Raw genomic sequence first — 16,587 nt, 5'->3', positions numbered from 1 at the left:
GGGGGGCGATCATGGGCGCCTCCGGCGGGGGTATTGGGACAACGAAGAAGCTGAGGCGGGGGCGATGATCCGGGTCTGGCAGGGGGATATTACCGTGCTGGCGGTGGATGCGATCGTGAACGCCGCCAACAGGACGCTTCTGGGCGGCGGCGGGGTCGATGGCGCGATCCACCGCGCCGCCGGGCCGGGCCTGCTGGAGGAATGCCGCCGGATCGGCGGCTGCCCGGTGGGCGAGGCGCGGCTGACCGCCGGCCACGGCCTGCCGGCGCGCCATGTCATCCATGCGGTGGGGCCGGTCTGGCGCGGCGGCGACCAGGGCGAGGATGCGGCCCTGGCCTCGGCCTATCGCAGCAGCCTGCGGCTTGCCCGGGACCACGCGCTGGCCAGCATCGCCTTTCCGGCCATTTCCACCGGCATCTTCGCCTTTCCCCCCGAGCGCGCCGCCCGCATCGCCGTCGACACGATCCGCGCCCATCGCGGCACCCTGCAGGTGACGCTGGTGGGTTTCGACGCGGCCTCGGCCCGCATCCTCGAAGAGGCTCTGGCATGAGCCTTTCATCTTGGTCCAAATATCCCGCGGGGGTCCGGGGGCGCGAAGCCCCCGGCGGTCGCCGCACAGCGCAGGAGCCGCCATGTTCTCGAAGATCCTGATCGCCAATCGCGGCGAGATCGCCTGCCGCGTCATCGACAGCTGCCGCCGCCTGGGCGTGGCCACGGTCGCGGTCTATTCCGACGCCGATCGTGGCGCGCGGCATGTGGCGCTGGCCGACGAGGCCGTGCATCTGGGCGGCCCGGCGCCTGCCGACAGCTATCTGCGCGGCGACGCGATCGTCGCGGCCGCGCAGGCGACCGGGGCGCAGGCGATCCATCCGGGCTATGGCTTCCTGTCCGAGAATCCCGATTTCGTCGATGCCGTCGAAGCTGCCGGGCTGGTCTTCATCGGCCCCTCGGCCCGCGCGATCCGGGCGATGGGGCTGAAGGACGCGGCCAAGGCGCTGATGGAGGAGGCCGGTGTGCCGGTCGTGCCGGGCTATCACGGCGAGAACCAGGACCCCGCGCATCTGGCCGACCAGGCCGCGCGGATCGGCTGGCCGGTGCTGATCAAGGCGGTGGCGGGCGGCGGCGGCAAGGGGATGCGCCGCGTCGATGATCCGGCGGATTTCATGGACGCTCTGGATTCGGCCCGGTCCGAGGCGCGAAACGCCTTCGGCAACCCGGCGGTGCTGATCGAGAAATACATCCTCCAGCCCCGCCATATCGAGCTGCAGGTCTTCGGCGACGGCCATCGCGCGGTCCATCTGTTCGAGCGCGACTGTTCCCTGCAGCGCCGCCACCAGAAGGTGATCGAGGAAGCCCCGGCCCCCGGCATGACGCCCGAGATGCGCAAGATCATGGGCGCGGCGGCGGTCCGGGCCGCCGAGGCCATCGGCTACAAGGGCGCCGGCACCATCGAGTTCATCGTCGATGGCAGCCAGGACCTGCGCCCCGACGGCTTCTGGTTCATGGAGATGAACACCCGCCTGCAGGTCGAGCATCCGGTGACCGAGGCGATCACCGGCGTCGACCTGGTCGAATGGCAGCTGCGCGTCGCCAGCGGCGAGCCCTTGCCCGCCAAGCAGGAGGAGCTGACCATCACCGGCCATGCCTTCGAGGCCCGGCTCTATGCCGAGGACGTGCCGGCGGGCTTCCTGCCCGCCACCGGCCGGCTGGCGCATCTTGAATTCCCCGGCAATGCCCGGATCGAGACCGGCGTGCGGCAGGGCGACGCGATCAGCCCCTGGTATGACCCGATGATCGCCAAGCTGGTCACCCATGGCGCCACCCGCGCCATCGCGCTCAGGGCTCTGGAAGCCGCGCTGGTCGATACCGAGGTCGCGGGCTCGGTCACCAACCTGGACTTCCTGATCGCGCTGACCCGGCACGAGGGCTTCCGCGAGGGCGAGGTCGATACCGGCCTGATCGCCCGCGACCTGGATGCGCTGGTCGCCGCCGCCGAGCCCGATCCGCGCGCCCGTGCCCTGGCGGTGATCGGCCTGGCCGGGCTGGCCGATCCCAAGGTCAAGGGCGGCGTCACCCTGTGGCAGCCGCTACGCCGGACCATCGCTTGGCAGGGCGGCGAGGCGCTGCTGGAGGTGCATGGCCCCGGCGCCGCGCGGGTCACGCTGGACGGCACCGCCCACGAGGTCCGCTGGCAGGGCGATCGCTGGTGGGTCGACGACGCGCTGCGCCGCAACCGGATCGTGGCCCATGACGCGGGCATCAGCGTCTTCGGCGGCCGCACCGTGCATCTGGCGCCGCTGGACCCGCTGGCCCGCGACACGGCGGGCGAGGCGGGCGAGGCGCTGACCCGCTCGCCCATGCCGGGGCTGGTGAAATCGGTCCATGTCGCGGCGGGCCAGGCGGTCAGGGCGGGCGACCGGCTGGCCGTGCTGGAGGCGATGAAGATGGAGCACAGCCTGACCGCCGCCCGCGACGGCGTCGTGGCCGAGGTGCTGGCGGCGGCGGGCGACCAGGTCGAGGCCGGCGCCCCGCTGATCCGCCTGGCCGAGGAAGACGCGGCATGAGCGATCGCCCCGTCCTGCGTCCTGTCCTGTGGCACGTGCCGCTGTCGCGTTCCATGCGGGTGCTGTGGCTGCTGCACGAGATCGGCTGCGACCATGACCTGCGAGAGCTGTCCTTCTTCGACAAGTCCATGCGCCGGCCGCCCTACAGCGACATCCACCCGGTCGGCCGGGTCCCCGCCCTGCAGATCGACGGGCTGACGCTGCACGAATCCGGCGCCTGCATCGAATATCTGTGCGAGACGCGGGCACCGCATCTGTGGCGCGCGCCGGGCGAGGAGGGGCGGCCCGGCTGGCTGGACTGGCTGCATTTCGCGGAAACGCTCGGCCAGCATATCGCCATCCTGACCCAGCAGCATATCGTGCTGCGCGAGGCGCAGATGCGCTCGCCCACGGTCATGCGGCTGGAGGCGGCGCGGCTGTCGCGGGCGCTGTCGCTGGTCGAGGCCACCGTGGCGCGCCATGACTGGCTGATGGGCAAGGGCTTCTCGGGCGTCGATTGCGCCGTGGGCTATGCCGTGTTCATCGCCGCGCGCTTCGTCCGACTGGACGACCGCCCGGCGCTGGCCGCCTATCTGGCGCGCTGCGAGGCCCGGCCCGCCTTCCGCGCGGCTTTGCCGGCCCCCGGCACGCCGGTCATCTATCAGCGCGATTTCTACGAGGCCCCCGATGGTTGAGACGGTCGAGATCTTCGAGATGGGCCCGCGCGACGGGCTGCAGAACGAAAAGCGCCTGATCCCGGCGGCGGAAAAGATCGCGCTGGTCGACCTGCTGTCGCAGGCGGGTTTCCGGCGGATCGAGGTGACCAGCTTCGTCTCGCCGAAATGGGTGCCGCAGATGGCCGACGCGGCCGAGGTGATGGCGGGCATCCGCCGCGCCCCCGGCGTCAGCTATGCGGTGCTGACGCCGAACATGAAGGGCTATGAGGGCGCGAAGGCGGCGCGGGCCGGCGAGGTGGCGATCTTCGCCAGCGCCTCGGAAGGGTTCAGCAAGGCCAACCTGAATGCCAGCATCGCCGAAAGCCTGGAGCGGCTGGCCCCGGTGGCCCAGGCGGCGCAGGCGGATGGCATCCCGGTGCGCGGCTATGTCAGCGTGGTGACGGATTGCCCCTTCGACGGCCCGACGCCGCCCGCGAATGTCGCCCGCGTGGCGGCGGCGCTGCGCGACATGGGCTGCTACGAGGTCAGCCTGGGCGACACGATCGGCCAGGGCCGCCCCGAGAGCATCGACGCGATGCTGTCGGCGGTGCTGCAGGAACTGCCGGCCGAACATCTGGCAGGGCATTACCACGACACCGCCGGCCGGGCGCTGGAGAATATCGACGCGAGCCTTGCGCGGGGCCTGAGGGTCTTCGATGCGGCTGTGGGGGGCCTGGGCGGCTGTCCCTATGCGCCGGGCGCCAGGGGCAATGTCGCGACCGAACGGGTGGCGGCGCATCTGGCCGCGCGCGGCCATGCGCATGGGCTGGACATGGAGATCATCGGCAGGGCGGCGGCAATGGCCCGCGCCATGCGGGAGGGACGCGATGTTTGAGACGATCCGTATAGACACCGACGCGCGCGGCGTGGCCACCCTGTGGCTGGCGCGGCCCGACAAGCACAATGCGCTGTCCCAGCAGATGATGGAGGAGCTGACCCAGGCCGCCGCGCAGCTGGGCGCCGATCCCGCCGTGCGCGTGGTGGTGCTGGCGGCAGAGGGGACCAGCTTCTGCGCGGGCGGCGATCTGGGCTGGATGAAGGCGCAGATCGCCGCCAGCGCCGACCAGCGCCGGGCCGGCGCGCGGGTGCTGGCCGGGATGCTGTCGGCGCTGAACGGGCTGCCCAAGCCGCTGATCGGGCGCGTCCAGGGCAATGCCTTCGGCGGCGGGGTCGGCATGATGGCGGTCTGCGACATCGCCATTGCCGCATCCGATGCGAAATTCGGGCTGACCGAGGTGAAGCTGGGCCTGATCCCGGCCACCATCGGCCCCTATGTGCTGGCCCGGATGGGCGAGGACCGGGCGCGGCGGGTCTTCTTCTCGGGCCGGCTGTTCGGCGCCGAGGAGGCGGTGGCGCTGAACCTTCTGGCCCGGACGGTCGCGCCCGAGGCGCTGGACCAGGCCGTCGAGGCCGAGGTCGCCCCCTTCCTGCTGGGCGCTCCCGGCGCCATCGCCGCCGCCAAGGCGCAATGCCGCGCCCTTGGCCCCCGGATCGACGTGGCGGTGATCGAGGACAGCATCGACCGGCTTGTCGCCGCCTGGGAAGGCGACGAGGCCCCCGAAGGCATCACCGCCTTCTTCGAGAAGCGCAAGCCCAGCTGGCAGGGCTGACCGGGCGGCGGCTGGCGCCCATAAGACCCTGGGCGGAACCCCCCGGTCGATGACCGCAAGGCGTTCCGGCAAGGACGAACGACCCGCGCGCCCTAGCTTGCGGCGAGGCTGCGCGCCTCGCGTTCCAGGAAGGCCGAGAAGCCGCGATAGGGCGCGGGCCCGAAGCTGATCCGCGCCACGCCCAGCTTCGCCAGGGCGCGCACCCTTTGGGGATCGCAGGGCGCCATGACATTGACCGGCAGGGCGATCCGCGTGCAGATCTGCGCGATCAGCTCACTATCGGTCAGGCCGGGGACGAAAAACCCGTCGGCCCCCGCCTGGGCATAGGCGGCCCCGCGCGCAAGCGCCTCCGCCAGCAGCCCGCCGGGGTCGGCATCCGGCGCGGCCTTCAGGAACACGTCGGTGCGGGCATTGACGAAGGCCGGGATGCCCAGCTCGTCTGCGGCGCGACGCACCGCGCGAAGCCGCGCGATCTGGTCGTCGATGTGGTGAAGGCCCGGCCCCTTCACCACCTGGTCCTCGAAATTCAGCCCGACCGCGCCAAGCCGCAACAGCCGCTGCACGTTCCGCGCGGCCGTCTCGGGATCGGGCGCATATCCGCCTTCGAAATCCACGGTGACGGGCAGCTCGACGCTGTCGACGATCCGGCCGATGATGGCCAGCATCTCATCGAGCGGCAGATCCTCGCCATCCGCATGGCCCTGCGCGGCGGCGACCGACCAGCTGCCGGTCGCGATGGCTTTCGCGCCGCTGCGCGCCACCGCCGCCGCGCTTCCGGCGTCCCAGATGTTATAGAGGATGACCGGGTCGCCGGGCCGATGCAACTCGCGGAACTGCCGGGCCTTGTTGGTCTGAGAGGTCATGCGCGTCTTCTCCCCTGTCGTGGTCCTGACCTGCCGCCGGGTCCCGCCCGCCGCCTGCGAGGGCCGGGACGATCCTGCGACATGCCCATCCTTACCGCCGATCGACGCCGCGTGCGGCCGATTTTCGGGCGTTCATGATCTTTCGCCACGGTGTCGGCGCGGGGAGACTGGCGGAGGATGTCGCCCCGAGCGCTGGTCAAGCCTCAGTGGGTCCAGGGCGCGCGCCGGTCGGTGGCGAAATTCTCGCCATAGCCGCGGGGGCGGATGTTCGGGGCGCGGCTGTGCGGCTCCTGCACGACATAGTCGAGGCCGTGTTCGCGGGCGTATTCCTCGGCCTGCTCGCGGGTCTCGAAGCGCAGGCGGACCTGGCTCTGGGTGTCGTCGCTGCTGGTCCAGCCCATCAGCGGATCGATCTCGCGCGCGTCGGCCGAGGGAAATTCCAGCACCCAGCCCTTGCTGCGCGCCGTGCCGGACTGCATGGCGTTGCGGGCGGGTTGATAGATGCGGACGCGCATGACGGTTTCCCCTCGGCTGGTAGCTGGCCGGTTATCGCCAAAGGCGCGGCATTGATCAAGTCCCGGAACGCGCGCGGCAGGCCAAGCCAGAGAATGGGGCCTGAGAACGGGGCTTGACGCGGATGCAAGGCGGGGGCAAGCGAGGCATATGGCTTTGCAGATCGACATTCCGGCCATCGTGGCCAACTGGAAGGCGCTGGCGCAGCAGGCGCCGGGCGCGCGCGCGGCGGCGGTGGTGAAGGCGGATGCCTATGGGCTGGGCGCGGCGCGGGTGGTGCCGGCGCTGTACCAGGCGGGCGCGCGGGACTTCTTCGTGGCGCTGGCCGCCGAGGGCCGGGCGATCCGGCCGCTGCTGCCCGATGACGCCCGCATCAACGTGCTGTCGGGGCATATGGAGGGCGAGGACCTGGCCGGCCTGGTGCCCGTCCTGAACAGCGCCGAGCAGTTCTTCCGCGACCGGACCATGCGCCCCGGCCAGCCCTTCGCGATCCAGCTGGACAGCGGCATGAACCGGCTGGGCATGGAAGCCGCCGAATGGGCCGGCCTGCGCGACGAGGCCCTGGCGGCGGGTCCCGATTTCATCATGTCGCACCTGGCCTGCGCCGATGAGCCCGATCACCCCGCCAATGCCGCCCAGCTTGCCGCCTTCCGCGCCATGACCGAGGGCTGCGAGGTGCCGCTGTCGCTGGCGGCGACCGGCGGGATCCTGCTGGGGCCGGACTATCATTTCGACCTGGTGCGGCCGGGCGTCGGCCTCTATGGCGGGCTGCCCTTTGCCGATGCGCGCCAGGTGGTGCGCCTGTCGCTGCCGGTGATCCAGCTGCGGGTGGTGCAGGCGGGCGAATTCGTGGGCTACGGCGCCACCTGGACGGCCGAGGCTCCGCGCCGCATCGCCACGGTCGCGGCCGGTTACGCGGATGGCATCCTGCGGGCGCTGTCCTCCAGCGGCGCCAGCCTTTACGCGGGCGGCGTGGCCTGTCCGATCGTCGGGCGGGTCTCGATGGACCTGATCACCGCCGATGTCACCGCGCTTGAAACCGTTCCCGCGATGCTGGAGCTGATCTGCCCCGAACAGCCCATCGACGCGGTCGCGGATTTCGCCGGCACCATCGGCTACGAGGTCCTGACCTCGCTTGGCGGTCGCTACAAGCGGACCTACCTGTGAACCCTGTCCGGCTGACCGGACGCGCCAGCCTTTCCCTGCTGCGGGCCGTCGGCGCGGTGGCGCTGTTCGCCCTGCGCGGGCTGTTCCGGCTGCGGCCCTTCCACGGGCGCGCCTTCGCCGCGCAGCTGTTCCAGATCGGCTGGCTGTCCCTGCCGGTGGTCGGGCTGACGGCGCTGTTCACCGGCGCGGCGCTGGCCCTGCAGATCCATTCGGGCGGCGCGCGCTTCCAGGCGGCCGAGGTCGTGCCGGCCATCGTCGCCATCGGCATGGTGCGAGAGCTTGGCCCGGTCCTGGGCGGGCTGATGGTCGCGGCCCGCGTCGCCAGTTCCATCGCGGCCGAGATCGGCACGATGAAGGTGACCGAACAGATCGACGCGCTGGTGACGCTGTCCACCGATCCGATGCGCTGGCTGGTCACGCCGCGCCTGTGGGCGGCGCTGCTGACCGTGCCGCTGCTGGTCGGCGTGGGCGACGTGATCGGCATCATGGGTGGCTGGCTGGTCGGGACCCGGTCGCTCGGCTTCAGCTCGGCCGGCTATGTCGCGAACAGCTGGGCCTATCTGGAAAGCTGGGACGTGGTCTCGGGCCTGCTGAAGGGCGCGGTCTTCGGGCTGATCGTGGCGCTGTGCGGCTGCTGGTTCGGGATGCGCGCCGGGCGCGGCGCGGCGGGCGTGGGGCGGGCCACGAAATCCGCCGTGGTCGCCGCCGCCGTCGGCATCCTGGCCGCGAATTTCGTGCTGACCGGGCTGTTCTTCCGATGATCGAGATCCGCGGCCTGCACAAGTCCTTCGGCACCCGCGCCGTGCTGGCCGGGATCGACCTGGCGGTGGGGCAGGGCGAGAGCCTCTGCGTCATCGGCCAGTCGGGCATGGGCAAGTCGGTGCTGCTGAAATGCATCCTGGGGCTGGAGGCGCCCGATGCCGGCCAGGTGCTGTGGCAGGGCCGCCCGCTGGACCAGGCCACGCGGCCCGCCTTCATGGCGCGCTTCGGGATGCTGTTCCAGGGCGCGGCGCTGTTCGACAGCCTGTCGGTCTGGCAGAACGTCGCCTTCCGCCTGCGCCAGCGGATGCCCGACCACAAGGCCCGGCCCATCGCGCTGGAGAAGATGGCGCGCGTCGGCTTGGGACCCGAGACCGCCGATCTGATGCCCGCGCAGCTGTCGGGCGGCATGGCCAAGCGCGCGGGGCTTGCCCGCGCCATCGCCGACGACCCCGAGGTGATCTTCTTCGACGAGCCGACGACCGGGCTGGACCCGATCCGGGCCGCGCGGATCAACGCGCTGATCCGCTCTATCGTGACCGAGACCGGCGCGACCGCGATCACCATCACCCATGACATGGATTCGGTGCGGGCGATCGGCGATCGGGTGATGCTGCTGCAGGACGGCCGGCTTGCCTGGGAGGGGCCGGTCGCGGCGATGGAGGGGGCCGCGCCCCTGGCCGGGTTTCTGGGTCACGATCCCGCCGGACAGGGCTGAATTTGCATGAACTTCGCGCAGATTTCGGCATGTTCCGGCCAGATTGCCGCCAGTCGCGGCATTCATGCCACGCAATCGGCCAACTGCATCTTGTGCGAATCCCCCATGATTGCCACCATGAGGGCAGAGGACTCTAGCTGGAGATGAATTTGGGCCTTTCGCCTACGCCCCCCGTCGCAAGCCATCCAAGCGAAACCCTGCTGGAATTTCCCGACAACCGGCTGCTGATCGACCTGTGCGGTGCCAATGACCGGCACCTGGCGCGGATCGAGGAAGCCCTGGGCATCCACATCCTGCGCCGCGGCAACCAGCTTGCCGTGGTCGGCGGCCCCGAGGCGCAGGCCGAGGCGGCGCAGCTGCTGCGTGGTCTTTACGCGCGGCTGGAACAGGGCCGTCCGGTCTCGCTGGCCGAGATCGAGGCGGCGCTGCGCATGGGCATCGAGGAGGGGGGCGACAGCTCTCCCGCCGCGCAGCTGGAGATGTTCGCCGGCGGCAATTACGAGCTGCGCACCCGCAAGAAATCGGTGGAACCCCGCACCGACGCCCAGAAGGCCTATGTCCGGGCGCTGTTCGAGCATGAGCTGGCCTTCGGCATCGGCCCGGCCGGCACCGGCAAGACCTATCTGGCCGTCGCCGTCGGCGTGACCATGCTGATCGGCGGCCATGTCGACCGCATCGTCCTGTCGCGCCCCGCCGTCGAGGCGGGCGAGCGGCTGGGCTTCCTGCCCGGCGACATGAAGGACAAGGTCGATCCCTACATGCAGCCGCTCTATGACGCGCTGAACGATTTCCTGCCCGGCAAGCAGATGCAGAAGCTGATCGAGGAGAAGCGGATCGAGATCGCGCCGCTGGCCTTCATGCGCGGCCGGACGCTGGCCAACAGCTTCGTCGTGCTGGACGAGGCGCAGAATGCGACCACCATGCAGATGAAGATGTTCCTGACCCGCCTGGGCGAGGGAAGCCGCATGGTCATCACCGGCGACCGCACCCAGATCGACCTGCCGCGCGGCATGGGATCGGGGCTGGTCGATGCCGAGAAGATCCTTGACGGCGTGAAGGGAATCAGTTTCAGCTATTTCACCGCGCGCGATGTCGTGCGCCATCCGCTTGTCGCGCGCATCATCGAGGCCTATGACGCCGAGGATGCCGCCGCGCTGGCAAGGGGTGAAACCGAGGAGCCGCGCGGCAGCCATGTGCCGCGCCGGCCGAAGCGAGACGATGCCTGACGAGATATGCGTCGATACCGTCATCGAGGATGACCGATGGGGGGAAGCGGGTCTTGAGGCCCTTGCAGAGCGCGCGGCCCGCGCCGCGCTGGACTGGCATGGGATCGGCGCGGCCGAGGTCGTTGTGCTGGGCTGCGACGATGCCCGCATCGCGGCGCTGAACGCCGATTTCCGCGGCAAGCCGCGCGCGACCAACGTGCTGTCATGGCCCTCGCAGGACGCCCCGCCGCGCGCGCCGGGCGACCGGCCCGGCCTGCCCCAGACCGACGAGCTTGGCGACATCGCCATCGCCTGGGACACCTGCCGGGCCGAGGCCCGCCTGCAGGGCAAACCCTTCGACCATCACGTCACCCATCTTCTGGTCCATGCCGTGCTGCACCTGCTGGGCTATGACCACGAAAACGACCCGGACGCCGAGACCATGGAGGCGACCGAGCGTTCGATCCTGCAGAAGCTGCAGATTCCAGATCCCTATCAAGAGGAAGACCGATGAATTCCGAGCCGCGATTACCCGAGCACCCCCTGGGCGACGAGCCCGCAGGAACGGCGGATGGTGTCGGCGGCGATGGCCGCGACCTTCCCGGACCGCGCGGGTTCTTCGGGCGCTTCTTCGGGGCGCTGACCGGGGCGGATGACGAGGGCGGGGCCGAGCCGGGCGAGAAGGCCGGCCCGCCGGATGCGCCGGGCATGGTGAATTTGCGCCGGATGCGCGTGGACGACGTGGCCGTGCCCAAGGCCGAGATCATCGCCGCGCCCGATACGATCGCGCTTCAGGAACTGGTTGAGATGTTCCGCGAACACGGTTTCTCGCGCATCCCGGTCTATGAGGGCGCGCTGGACAGCCCGCTGGGGATGATCCACCTGAAGGACCTGGCGCTGAAGCACGGCTTCGGCCATGAAAGCGATTTCGACCTGCGCCCGATGCTGCGCCCGCTGCTCTATGTGCCGCCCTCGATGACGATCGGGGTGCTGTTGCAGCAGATGCAGCAGAAGCGGATCCACATGGCGCTGGTCATCGACGAATATGGCGGGGTGGACGGGCTGGTCACGATCGAGGACCTGATCGAGCAGGTCATCGGCGAGATCGAGGACGAGCATGACGAGGGCCAGGACGTCCTGTGGCTGAAGGAAAAGCCCGGCCAGTGGCTGATCAAGGCCCGCGCGCCGCTGGATCAGGTCGAGGCCGAGACCGGCCTGCGCCTGTTCGAGGAGGAAGAGGACGAGGATATCGACACGCTTGGCGGCTTGCTGTTCGCGCTGGCCGGCCGCGTGCCCGAGGAGGGCGAGCTGATCCGCCACGATTCCGGCGCCGAATTCGAGATCGTCGAGGCCGATCCGCGCCGGATCAAGCGCGTCCGGATGCGCCTGCCCGCCGCCGAGAAGGCCGCCGAGACCAGCGAGGCCGCGCGCCAGGCGCGCTGACCGCCGAGACCAGAGCGGCACAGCTGAACGTCACAGCCAAACGACACTGGGGCGCCGCTGGGGCGCCCCTGTCTCATTCCGTGTCGCGCCGCTCAGGCATTGGCTTCGCGGATCTTGTCGGCGGCGTCCTTGTCGTAGCCCACGCCCTTCTGGTCGAACAGCTGGTCCAGCTCGCCCGACAGCGTCATCTCGGTGATGATGTCGCAGCCGCCGACGAATTCGCCCTTGACGTAGAGCTGCGGGATCGTCGGCCAGTCCGAGAAATCCTTGATGCCCTGGCGCACGTCCTGGTCGGCTAGCACGTTCACGTCGCTGTATTCGACGCCCATGTAGTTCAGCACTCCGGCCACGCGGCTGGAGAAGCCGCATTGCGGCATTTCCTTGGTGCCCTTCATGAACAGCACGACGTCATGGGCGTCGATCAGGTCCTGGATCCGGTTCTTCACATCGGTGGTCATCGTCTCGTCCTCTTGGTCCGGGCCCGCGATCGGCGGGTCCCTGTCTGCCATGCCCTTCGCCGTCACGCCCTCTGCCGCCCCGCGCCCCGGCGGGCGGCGTCCGGTCGATCCCGTCTCAGTCCGGCGCCTTGGTCGTCAGCGCCAGCGCGTGCAATTCGCCCGCGGGGCCGTCCATCCGGCCCTGCAGCGCCGCATAGACCGCCCGCTGCTGCTGGACCCGGTTCTGGCCCCGGAAGCTTTCATCGATCACCTCGGCCGCATAGTGGTTCCCGTCACCGGCAAGGTCGGTGATGGTGATCCGGGCATTGGGGAAGGCAGCGCGGATCAGCGCTTCGATGTCATGGGCTTCCATCGCCATGTCGGGGTCCTTTCGCAGTTGTTTCCAGATGTAGGATATGGCGGAAAGCCCCGCAAGCCCATGCCCCATCGCCCCCCATCGCCACGGCCGCTGCCAATGCGCGCGGCCCCGGGGGGGCGGCAATGAAGAAGGGCGCCCGCGAAGGCGCCCTTTTCCTGTTCCCGTGCCGGCCCGGTCAGCAGCTGTAATACATCGCGTATTCGACCGGGTGCGGGGTATGTTCGTAGGCGTAGACCTCTTCCCATTTCAGGGCCATGTAGCCCTCCAGCTGGTCGCGGGTGAAGACGTCGCCCGCCAGCAGGAAGTCCATATCCTTCTCCAGCTCTTCCAGCGCCTCGCGCAGGCTGCCGCAGACGGTCGGGATCTCGGCCAGCTCTTCCGGCGGCAGGTCGTAGAGGTCCTTGTCCGAGGCCGGGCCGGGATCGATCTTGTTGCGGATCCCGTCCAGGCCGGCCATCAGCAGCGCCGCGAAGGCCAGGTAGGGGTTCGCCGCCGGATCGGGGAAGCGGGCCTCGACGCGCTTGGCCTTGGGCGATTCGGTCCACGGGATGCGCACGCAGCCCGAACGGTTGCGCGCGGAATAGGCGCGCAGCACCGGCGCCTCGAAGCCGGGGATCAGCCGCTTGTAGCTGTTGGTCGAGGGGTTGGTCAGCGCGTTCAGCGCCTTGGCGTGCTTCAGGATGCCGCCGATGAACCACAGGGCCTCTTGCGACAGGTCGGCATATTTGTCGCCCGCGAACAGCGGCTTGCCGTCCTTCCAGATCGACATGTTGACATGCATCCCCGACCCGTTGTCGCCCTTCATGGGCTTGGGCATGAAGGTCGCCGACTTGCCATAGGCATGGGCGACGTTGTGGATGACATACTTGTATTTCTGGATGTTGTCGGCCTGTTCGGTCAGCGAACCGAAGATCAGCCCCAGCTCGTGCTGGGCGCTGGCGACCTCGTGGTGGTGCTTGTCCACCTTCATGCCCATGCGCTTCATCGTCGACAGCATCTCGCCGCGGATGTCCTGGGCCGCGTCGACCGGGTTCACCGGGAAATAGCCGCCCTTGTGGGCCGCGCGATGGGCCTGGTTGCCCATTTCATATTCGGTATCGGTGTTCCAGGCGGCGTCGACCGCGTCGATCTGATAGGCCACCTTCTGCGGCGTGACCGAATAGCGCACGTCGTCGAAGATGAAGAACTCGGCCTCGGGGCCGAAATAGGCCGCATCGCCCACGCCCGAGGATTTCAGATAGGCCTCGGCCTTCAGCGCGGTGCCGCGCGGGTCGCGCGAATAGGGCTCGCCGGTGTCGGGCTCGACCACGTTGCAATGCACGCACAGCGTCTTTTCGGCATAGAACGGGTCGACATAGGCCGAGGCCGGGTCGGGGATCAGCTTCATGTCGGACTGGTCGATCGACTTCCAGCCGGCGATCGAGCTGCCGTCGAACATGAAGCCTTCCTCGAAGAAGTCCTCATCGACCAGGTCCACGTCCAGCGTGACATGTTGCAGCTTGCCCTTGGGATCGGTGAAGCGGACGTCGACATAGGCGACTTCCTCGTCCTTCATCAGCTGCAATACTTCCTTGATATCCATCTCTTCCCTTTCTCCGTGAATGCGGCCCGGCTGCGCAATATCCGACCGGGCCCGGAAGTTCGTTGTCCTGGTTCGGGTTAAACCGCGTCGTCCCCGGTTTCGCCAGTGCGAATGCGGATCGCCTGTTCGACGGGCGAGACGAAGATCTTGCCGTCGCCGATCTTTTCCGTGCGGGCGGCGCCCACGATGGCGTCGATGGCGGCCTCGACCTGGTCGTCGGGCAGCACCATCTCGATCTTCACCTTGGGCAGGAAATCGACGACATATTCGGCGCCGCGATACAGCTCCGTGTGACCCTTCTGACGACCGAAGCCCTTCACTTCGGTGACCGAAAGCCCTTGCACGCCAACCTCCTGCAGCGCCTCTTTCACATCGTCCAGCTTGAACGGCTTGATGATCGCCTCGATCTTTTTCATCGCAATAGACCCTTCCTCGCGGCTTGCCTGAAGCCTGATTGGCGCGTTTGATCGGTGCGGTAAATGACAGCGCCGGTCCTTTGGCCGGCAAGATCCTCGGAACCCGGATGATTGCACAAATTATGTGCAATCATCCCGAAAAACAGGCAATCACGATGCCGATTGGCACAGAAATCCTCACCACCGCCCAGATGCGCGCCACCGAATCCGCGGCGATGGCCAGCGGCCGGGTCAGCGGAGCGGCGCTGATGGAGCGCGCCGGCCGCGCCGTGGCCGGACAGATTCGCCTGCGCTGGCCCCGGCCGGGGCGGGTCACGGTGCTGTGCGGTCCGGGCAACAATGGCGGCGACGGCTATGTGATCGCGCGGCGCCTGCATCAGGCGGGCTGGCGGGTCAGGGTGTTGGGGCTGGACAATGCGCCGGGCCCCGATGCGGAAGCGATGAGGCGGCAATGGCTGGCGATCGGCCCGATCCTGCCGCTGACCGAACAGGCGCTGCGCGACGGTCCCGACAGCGATGTCCATGTCGATGCCATCTTCGGCACCGGCCTGACCCGGCCGCCCGAGGGCGAGATCGCCACCATCCTGCGCCATCTGGGCGACAGCCGGTTCCGCGACGGGCTGGTAGCGGTGGATTGTCCCAGCGGGCTGTGCATGGACAGCGGCGCCATGCTGGGCTGGCCGCGCGGCACTGCGGAACACGCCCCCGCCGCGCGGCTGACGGTCGCCTTCGACAGCCCCAAGCCGGGCCATCTGCTGGAGCAGGGGCCGATCCTCTGCGGCCAGCTGGTCATCGCCGATATCGGCCTCAGGGAATGGCGCGAAGGCCAGGGGGCCGGCATCCGCCTGGGATGCCTGTGGCCGGCCTTCGACATTGCCGACGGCCGCTGCCAGCCGGTCCCGGCGGTTGTAAGGGCCGGCCTGGACAAGGGCCGGACCCGTCACGGCCACAAGTTCAGTCACGGCCATGCGCTGGTCATTGCCGGCGGTCCCGGCCGAGGCGGCGCCGCCCGGCTGTCGGCGCGCGCGGCGCTGCGGGCGGGGGCGGGGTTGGTGACGCTGTGCCCGCCGGACGCGGCGATGGCGGAACATGCGCAGCCGCCCGATGCGCTGATGCGCCGACCCATGGACGGGGCCGAGGACCTGACCGCGCTGCTGACCGATCGCCGCATCTCGGGCCTCTGCCTGGGTCCGGGCTGCGGCATCGACCGCGCGGCGGTCCTGCTGCCCGCGCTGCTGGCCAGCCGCCGGCCCTGTGTGCTGGACGCCGATGCGCTGACGGCGCTGGCCACGCATCCCGCGCTTGCCGGCGCGCTGCACGAGGCCTGCGTGCTGACGCCCCATGCCGGAGAGTTCGGGCGCCTCTTCCCGGACATCGCCGAACGCCTGCAATCGGGGTCCGACGATCCCGCCGCCATGCGCGGCCCGGCCTTTTCGCGCCTGGACGCCGCGCGAGAGGCCGCCGCGCGGGCAGGGGCGATCGTGCTGCTGAAGGGGCCCGACACGGTCATCGCGGCGCCGGACGGCCGGGCGATGATCCATTCCGCCTTCGACCTGCCCTGGCTGGCGACGGCGGGCGCGGGCGATGTGCTGGCCGGCCTGGTCGCGGGGCTTCTGGCGCGCGGGTTGCCGGCGCTGCGGGCGACCGGCCTGGCCACCTGGCTGCATGGCCAGGCGGCGCGCCGGCTGGGCCCCGGCCTGACCGCCGACGACCTGCCCGAGGCCCTGCCTGCGGTCCTGCGGCAATCGGGGCTGTAATTTCGCCCTCGCCTCCGGTCCGGGCCTTTGCTAAGAGGCGGACCGGATGCGGGTGTGGCGAAACTGGTAGACGCACCAGATTTAGGTTCTGGCGCCGCAAGGCGTGGGGGTTCAAGTCCCTCCACCCGCACCAATCAGCGAACATGACGACCTGGACAGGACCAGCGGCCACGACAGGCAGAAACGGCGATGGCCGCTGCTGGGGAAGCGCGTCGCGGGTCGGTCTGTCCGGCTGATAGGGCGGATTCAGGAATCCGGCGTATCAGCCTGATTTTCAGTGACAAATGGGATGGAGTGGCAGCCCGTAGGGGAATCGAACCCCTCTTTCCAGGTTGAAAACCTGGCGTCCTAACCGATAGACGAACGGGCCACCTTTTCACCGCTGCCGGTCGTCCCGGCGGCGTGGAGCGGTGTTTAGGCGAGGCCGCGGATGGGTGCAAGGGGAAAAAATCACCGCCATGCGGAATTTTTTCGCGCCC

Annotated in this window: 18 protein-coding genes and 2 tRNA genes; 13 read left to right on the top strand and 7 right to left on the bottom strand. The window is 69.5% G+C overall.

The genetic code is table 11. From position 1 onward, the window contains the following. Positions 1–64: 64 nt before the first annotated feature. The 5 genes from C9E82_RS01715 (at position 65) to C9E82_RS01695 (ending at position 4,869) form a co-directional block, all read left to right on the top strand. The gene (locus C9E82_RS01715; RefSeq protein ID WP_119897255.1) at positions 65–550 is read left to right on the top strand and encodes an O-acetyl-ADP-ribose deacetylase; all 486 of its coding nucleotides are present in this window, start codon (positions 65–67) and stop codon (positions 548–550) included. A gap of 82 nt (positions 551–632) precedes the next feature. Further along, positions 633–2,564: an acetyl-CoA carboxylase biotin carboxylase subunit gene (locus C9E82_RS01710; protein ID WP_119897254.1), complete on the top strand. Its 1,932-nt coding sequence runs from the start codon at positions 633–635 to the stop codon at positions 2,562–2,564. Continuing rightward, on the top strand, positions 2,561–3,238 hold the full coding sequence (locus C9E82_RS01705; RefSeq protein WP_119897253.1) for a glutathione S-transferase family protein: 678 nt from the start codon (positions 2,561–2,563) through the stop codon (positions 3,236–3,238). The genes C9E82_RS01710 and C9E82_RS01705 overlap by 4 nt, the downstream gene beginning before the upstream one ends. Next, positions 3,231–4,094 carry a hydroxymethylglutaryl-CoA lyase gene (locus tag C9E82_RS01700; RefSeq protein ID WP_119897252.1) on the top strand — a complete coding sequence of 288 codons (864 nt, stop codon included), beginning with the start codon at positions 3,231–3,233 and terminating at the stop codon, positions 4,092–4,094. The genes C9E82_RS01705 and C9E82_RS01700 overlap by 8 nt, the downstream gene beginning before the upstream one ends. Beyond that, positions 4,087–4,869: a crotonase/enoyl-CoA hydratase family protein gene (locus C9E82_RS01695; RefSeq protein WP_119897251.1), complete on the top strand. Its 783-nt coding sequence runs from the start codon at positions 4,087–4,089 to the stop codon at positions 4,867–4,869. The genes C9E82_RS01700 and C9E82_RS01695 overlap by 8 nt, the downstream gene beginning before the upstream one ends. A gap of 92 nt (positions 4,870–4,961) precedes the next feature. Here C9E82_RS01695 and C9E82_RS01690 read toward each other — a convergent pair whose 3' ends face one another. After that, entirely contained in the window at positions 4,962–5,732 is a 771-nt protein-coding gene (locus C9E82_RS01690) for an isocitrate lyase/PEP mutase family protein (RefSeq protein ID WP_119897250.1), read from the bottom strand. 203 nt (positions 5,733–5,935) lie between these two features. Next, positions 5,936–6,247: an ETC complex I subunit gene (locus C9E82_RS01685; protein ID WP_119897249.1), complete on the bottom strand. Its 312-nt coding sequence runs from the start codon at positions 6,245–6,247 to the stop codon at positions 5,936–5,938. A 148-nt stretch (positions 6,248–6,395) separates the two neighbouring features. Between C9E82_RS01685 and alr the strand changes: the two genes are divergently transcribed. The 6 genes from alr (at position 6,396) to C9E82_RS01655 (ending at position 11,537) form a co-directional block, all read left to right on the top strand. Beyond that, positions 6,396–7,412 (top strand): alanine racemase, encoded by a 1,017-nt coding sequence (alr, locus tag C9E82_RS01680; protein WP_119897248.1) that lies wholly within the window; start codon positions 6,396–6,398, stop codon positions 7,410–7,412. Next, the gene (locus C9E82_RS01675) at positions 7,409–8,173 is read left to right on the top strand and encodes an MlaE family ABC transporter permease (RefSeq protein WP_119897247.1); all 765 of its coding nucleotides are present in this window, start codon (positions 7,409–7,411) and stop codon (positions 8,171–8,173) included. The genes alr and C9E82_RS01675 overlap by 4 nt, the downstream gene beginning before the upstream one ends. Beyond that, positions 8,170–8,889: an ABC transporter ATP-binding protein gene (locus C9E82_RS01670; RefSeq protein ID WP_119897246.1), complete on the top strand. Its 720-nt coding sequence runs from the start codon at positions 8,170–8,172 to the stop codon at positions 8,887–8,889. Before C9E82_RS01675 ends, C9E82_RS01670 begins: the two co-directional genes overlap by 4 nt. Before the next feature lie 143 nt (positions 8,890–9,032). Next, positions 9,033–10,115, top strand: a complete 1,083-nt coding sequence (locus C9E82_RS01665; protein WP_119897245.1) for a PhoH family protein — start codon at positions 9,033–9,035, stop codon at positions 10,113–10,115. Next, complete coding sequence (gene ybeY / locus C9E82_RS01660; protein ID WP_183154026.1) at positions 10,108–10,608, top strand: rRNA maturation RNase YbeY; 501 nt, start codon at positions 10,108–10,110, stop codon at positions 10,606–10,608. The genes C9E82_RS01665 and ybeY overlap by 8 nt, the downstream gene beginning before the upstream one ends. Further along, the gene (locus C9E82_RS01655; protein ID WP_119897244.1) at positions 10,605–11,537 is read left to right on the top strand and encodes a hemolysin family protein; all 933 of its coding nucleotides are present in this window, start codon (positions 10,605–10,607) and stop codon (positions 11,535–11,537) included. Before ybeY ends, C9E82_RS01655 begins: the two co-directional genes overlap by 4 nt. Before the next feature lie 92 nt (positions 11,538–11,629). Here C9E82_RS01655 and grxD read toward each other — a convergent pair whose 3' ends face one another. The 4 genes from grxD to C9E82_RS01635 all read right to left on the bottom strand — a co-directional run bounded on the left by grxD (position 11,630) and on the right by C9E82_RS01635 (position 14,351). Continuing rightward, positions 11,630–11,995, bottom strand: coding sequence for a Grx4 family monothiol glutaredoxin (grxD, locus tag C9E82_RS01650; protein ID WP_119897274.1), 366 nt, complete (start codon positions 11,993–11,995; stop codon positions 11,630–11,632). Between the two features lie 115 nt (positions 11,996–12,110). Further along, positions 12,111–12,353, bottom strand: coding sequence for a BolA/IbaG family iron-sulfur metabolism protein (locus tag C9E82_RS01645; RefSeq protein ID WP_119897243.1), 243 nt, complete (start codon positions 12,351–12,353; stop codon positions 12,111–12,113). Positions 12,354–12,528: 175 nt separating this feature from the next. Next, on the bottom strand, positions 12,529–13,935 hold the full coding sequence (gene glnA, locus C9E82_RS01640; protein ID WP_119897242.1) for a type I glutamate--ammonia ligase: 1,407 nt from the start codon (positions 13,933–13,935) through the stop codon (positions 12,529–12,531). Positions 13,936–14,012: 77 nt separating this feature from the next. Then, positions 14,013–14,351, bottom strand: coding sequence for a P-II family nitrogen regulator (locus C9E82_RS01635; RefSeq protein WP_090617546.1), 339 nt, complete (start codon positions 14,349–14,351; stop codon positions 14,013–14,015). Between the two features lie 155 nt (positions 14,352–14,506). Here C9E82_RS01635 and C9E82_RS01630 point away from each other — a divergent pair, with 155 nt between their 5' ends. Next, on the top strand, positions 14,507–16,108 hold the full coding sequence (locus tag C9E82_RS01630) for an NAD(P)H-hydrate dehydratase (RefSeq protein ID WP_119897273.1): 1,602 nt from the start codon (positions 14,507–14,509) through the stop codon (positions 16,106–16,108). Between the two features lie 48 nt (positions 16,109–16,156). Further along, positions 16,157–16,241 (top strand) — tRNA-Leu (locus C9E82_RS01625). A 162-nt stretch (positions 16,242–16,403) separates the two neighbouring features. Here C9E82_RS01625 and C9E82_RS01620 read toward each other — a convergent pair. Further along, positions 16,404–16,478 (bottom strand) — tRNA-Glu (locus tag C9E82_RS01620). Positions 16,479–16,587: the final 109 nt, after the last annotated feature.

The organism is Paracoccus sigandri (assembly GCF_003709565.1).
Taxonomy (GTDB): Bacteria; Pseudomonadota; Alphaproteobacteria; order Rhodobacterales; family Rhodobacteraceae; genus Paracoccus; species Paracoccus siganidrum.
The sequence above is the reverse complement of the archived record's forward strand: the minus strand, read 5'-3'. Positions and strand labels throughout refer to the sequence as shown.

Bases quoted from the DNA above. Each gene is read 5' to 3' on its own strand.
- C9E82_RS01695 (WP_119897251.1), top strand. From the start codon at position 4,087: ATGTTTGAGACGATCCGTATAGACACCGACGCGCGCGGCGTGGCCACC.
- alr (WP_119897248.1), top strand. From the start codon at position 6,396: ATGGCTTTGCAGATCGACATTCCGGCCATCGTGGCCAACTGGAAGGCG.
- C9E82_RS01705 (WP_119897253.1), top strand. From the start codon at position 2,561: ATGAGCGATCGCCCCGTCCTGCGTCCTGTCCTGTGGCACGTGCCGCTG.
- C9E82_RS01645 (WP_119897243.1), bottom strand. From the start codon at position 12,353: ATGGCGATGGAAGCCCATGACATCGAAGCGCTGATCCGCGCTGCCTTC.
- grxD (WP_119897274.1), bottom strand. From the start codon at position 11,995: ATGACCACCGATGTGAAGAACCGGATCCAGGACCTGATCGACGCCCAT.
- C9E82_RS01655 (WP_119897244.1), top strand. From the start codon at position 10,605: ATGAATTCCGAGCCGCGATTACCCGAGCACCCCCTGGGCGACGAGCCC.
- C9E82_RS01630 (WP_119897273.1), top strand. From the start codon at position 14,507: ATGCCGATTGGCACAGAAATCCTCACCACCGCCCAGATGCGCGCCACC.
- C9E82_RS01700 (WP_119897252.1), top strand. From the start codon at position 3,231: ATGGTTGAGACGGTCGAGATCTTCGAGATGGGCCCGCGCGACGGGCTG.
- glnA (WP_119897242.1), bottom strand. From the start codon at position 13,935: ATGGATATCAAGGAAGTATTGCAGCTGATGAAGGACGAGGAAGTCGCC.
- C9E82_RS01670 (WP_119897246.1), top strand. From the start codon at position 8,170: ATGATCGAGATCCGCGGCCTGCACAAGTCCTTCGGCACCCGCGCCGTG.
- C9E82_RS01685 (WP_119897249.1), bottom strand. From the start codon at position 6,247: ATGCGCGTCCGCATCTATCAACCCGCCCGCAACGCCATGCAGTCCGGC.
- C9E82_RS01710 (WP_119897254.1), top strand. From the start codon at position 633: ATGTTCTCGAAGATCCTGATCGCCAATCGCGGCGAGATCGCCTGCCGC.
- C9E82_RS01715 (WP_119897255.1), top strand. From the start codon at position 65: ATGATCCGGGTCTGGCAGGGGGATATTACCGTGCTGGCGGTGGATGCG.
- C9E82_RS01665 (WP_119897245.1), top strand. From the start codon at position 9,033: ATGAATTTGGGCCTTTCGCCTACGCCCCCCGTCGCAAGCCATCCAAGC.
- C9E82_RS01635 (WP_090617546.1), bottom strand. From the start codon at position 14,351: ATGAAAAAGATCGAGGCGATCATCAAGCCGTTCAAGCTGGACGATGTG.
- C9E82_RS01690 (WP_119897250.1), bottom strand. From the start codon at position 5,732: ATGACCTCTCAGACCAACAAGGCCCGGCAGTTCCGCGAGTTGCATCGG.
- ybeY (WP_183154026.1), top strand. From the start codon at position 10,108: ATGCCTGACGAGATATGCGTCGATACCGTCATCGAGGATGACCGATGG.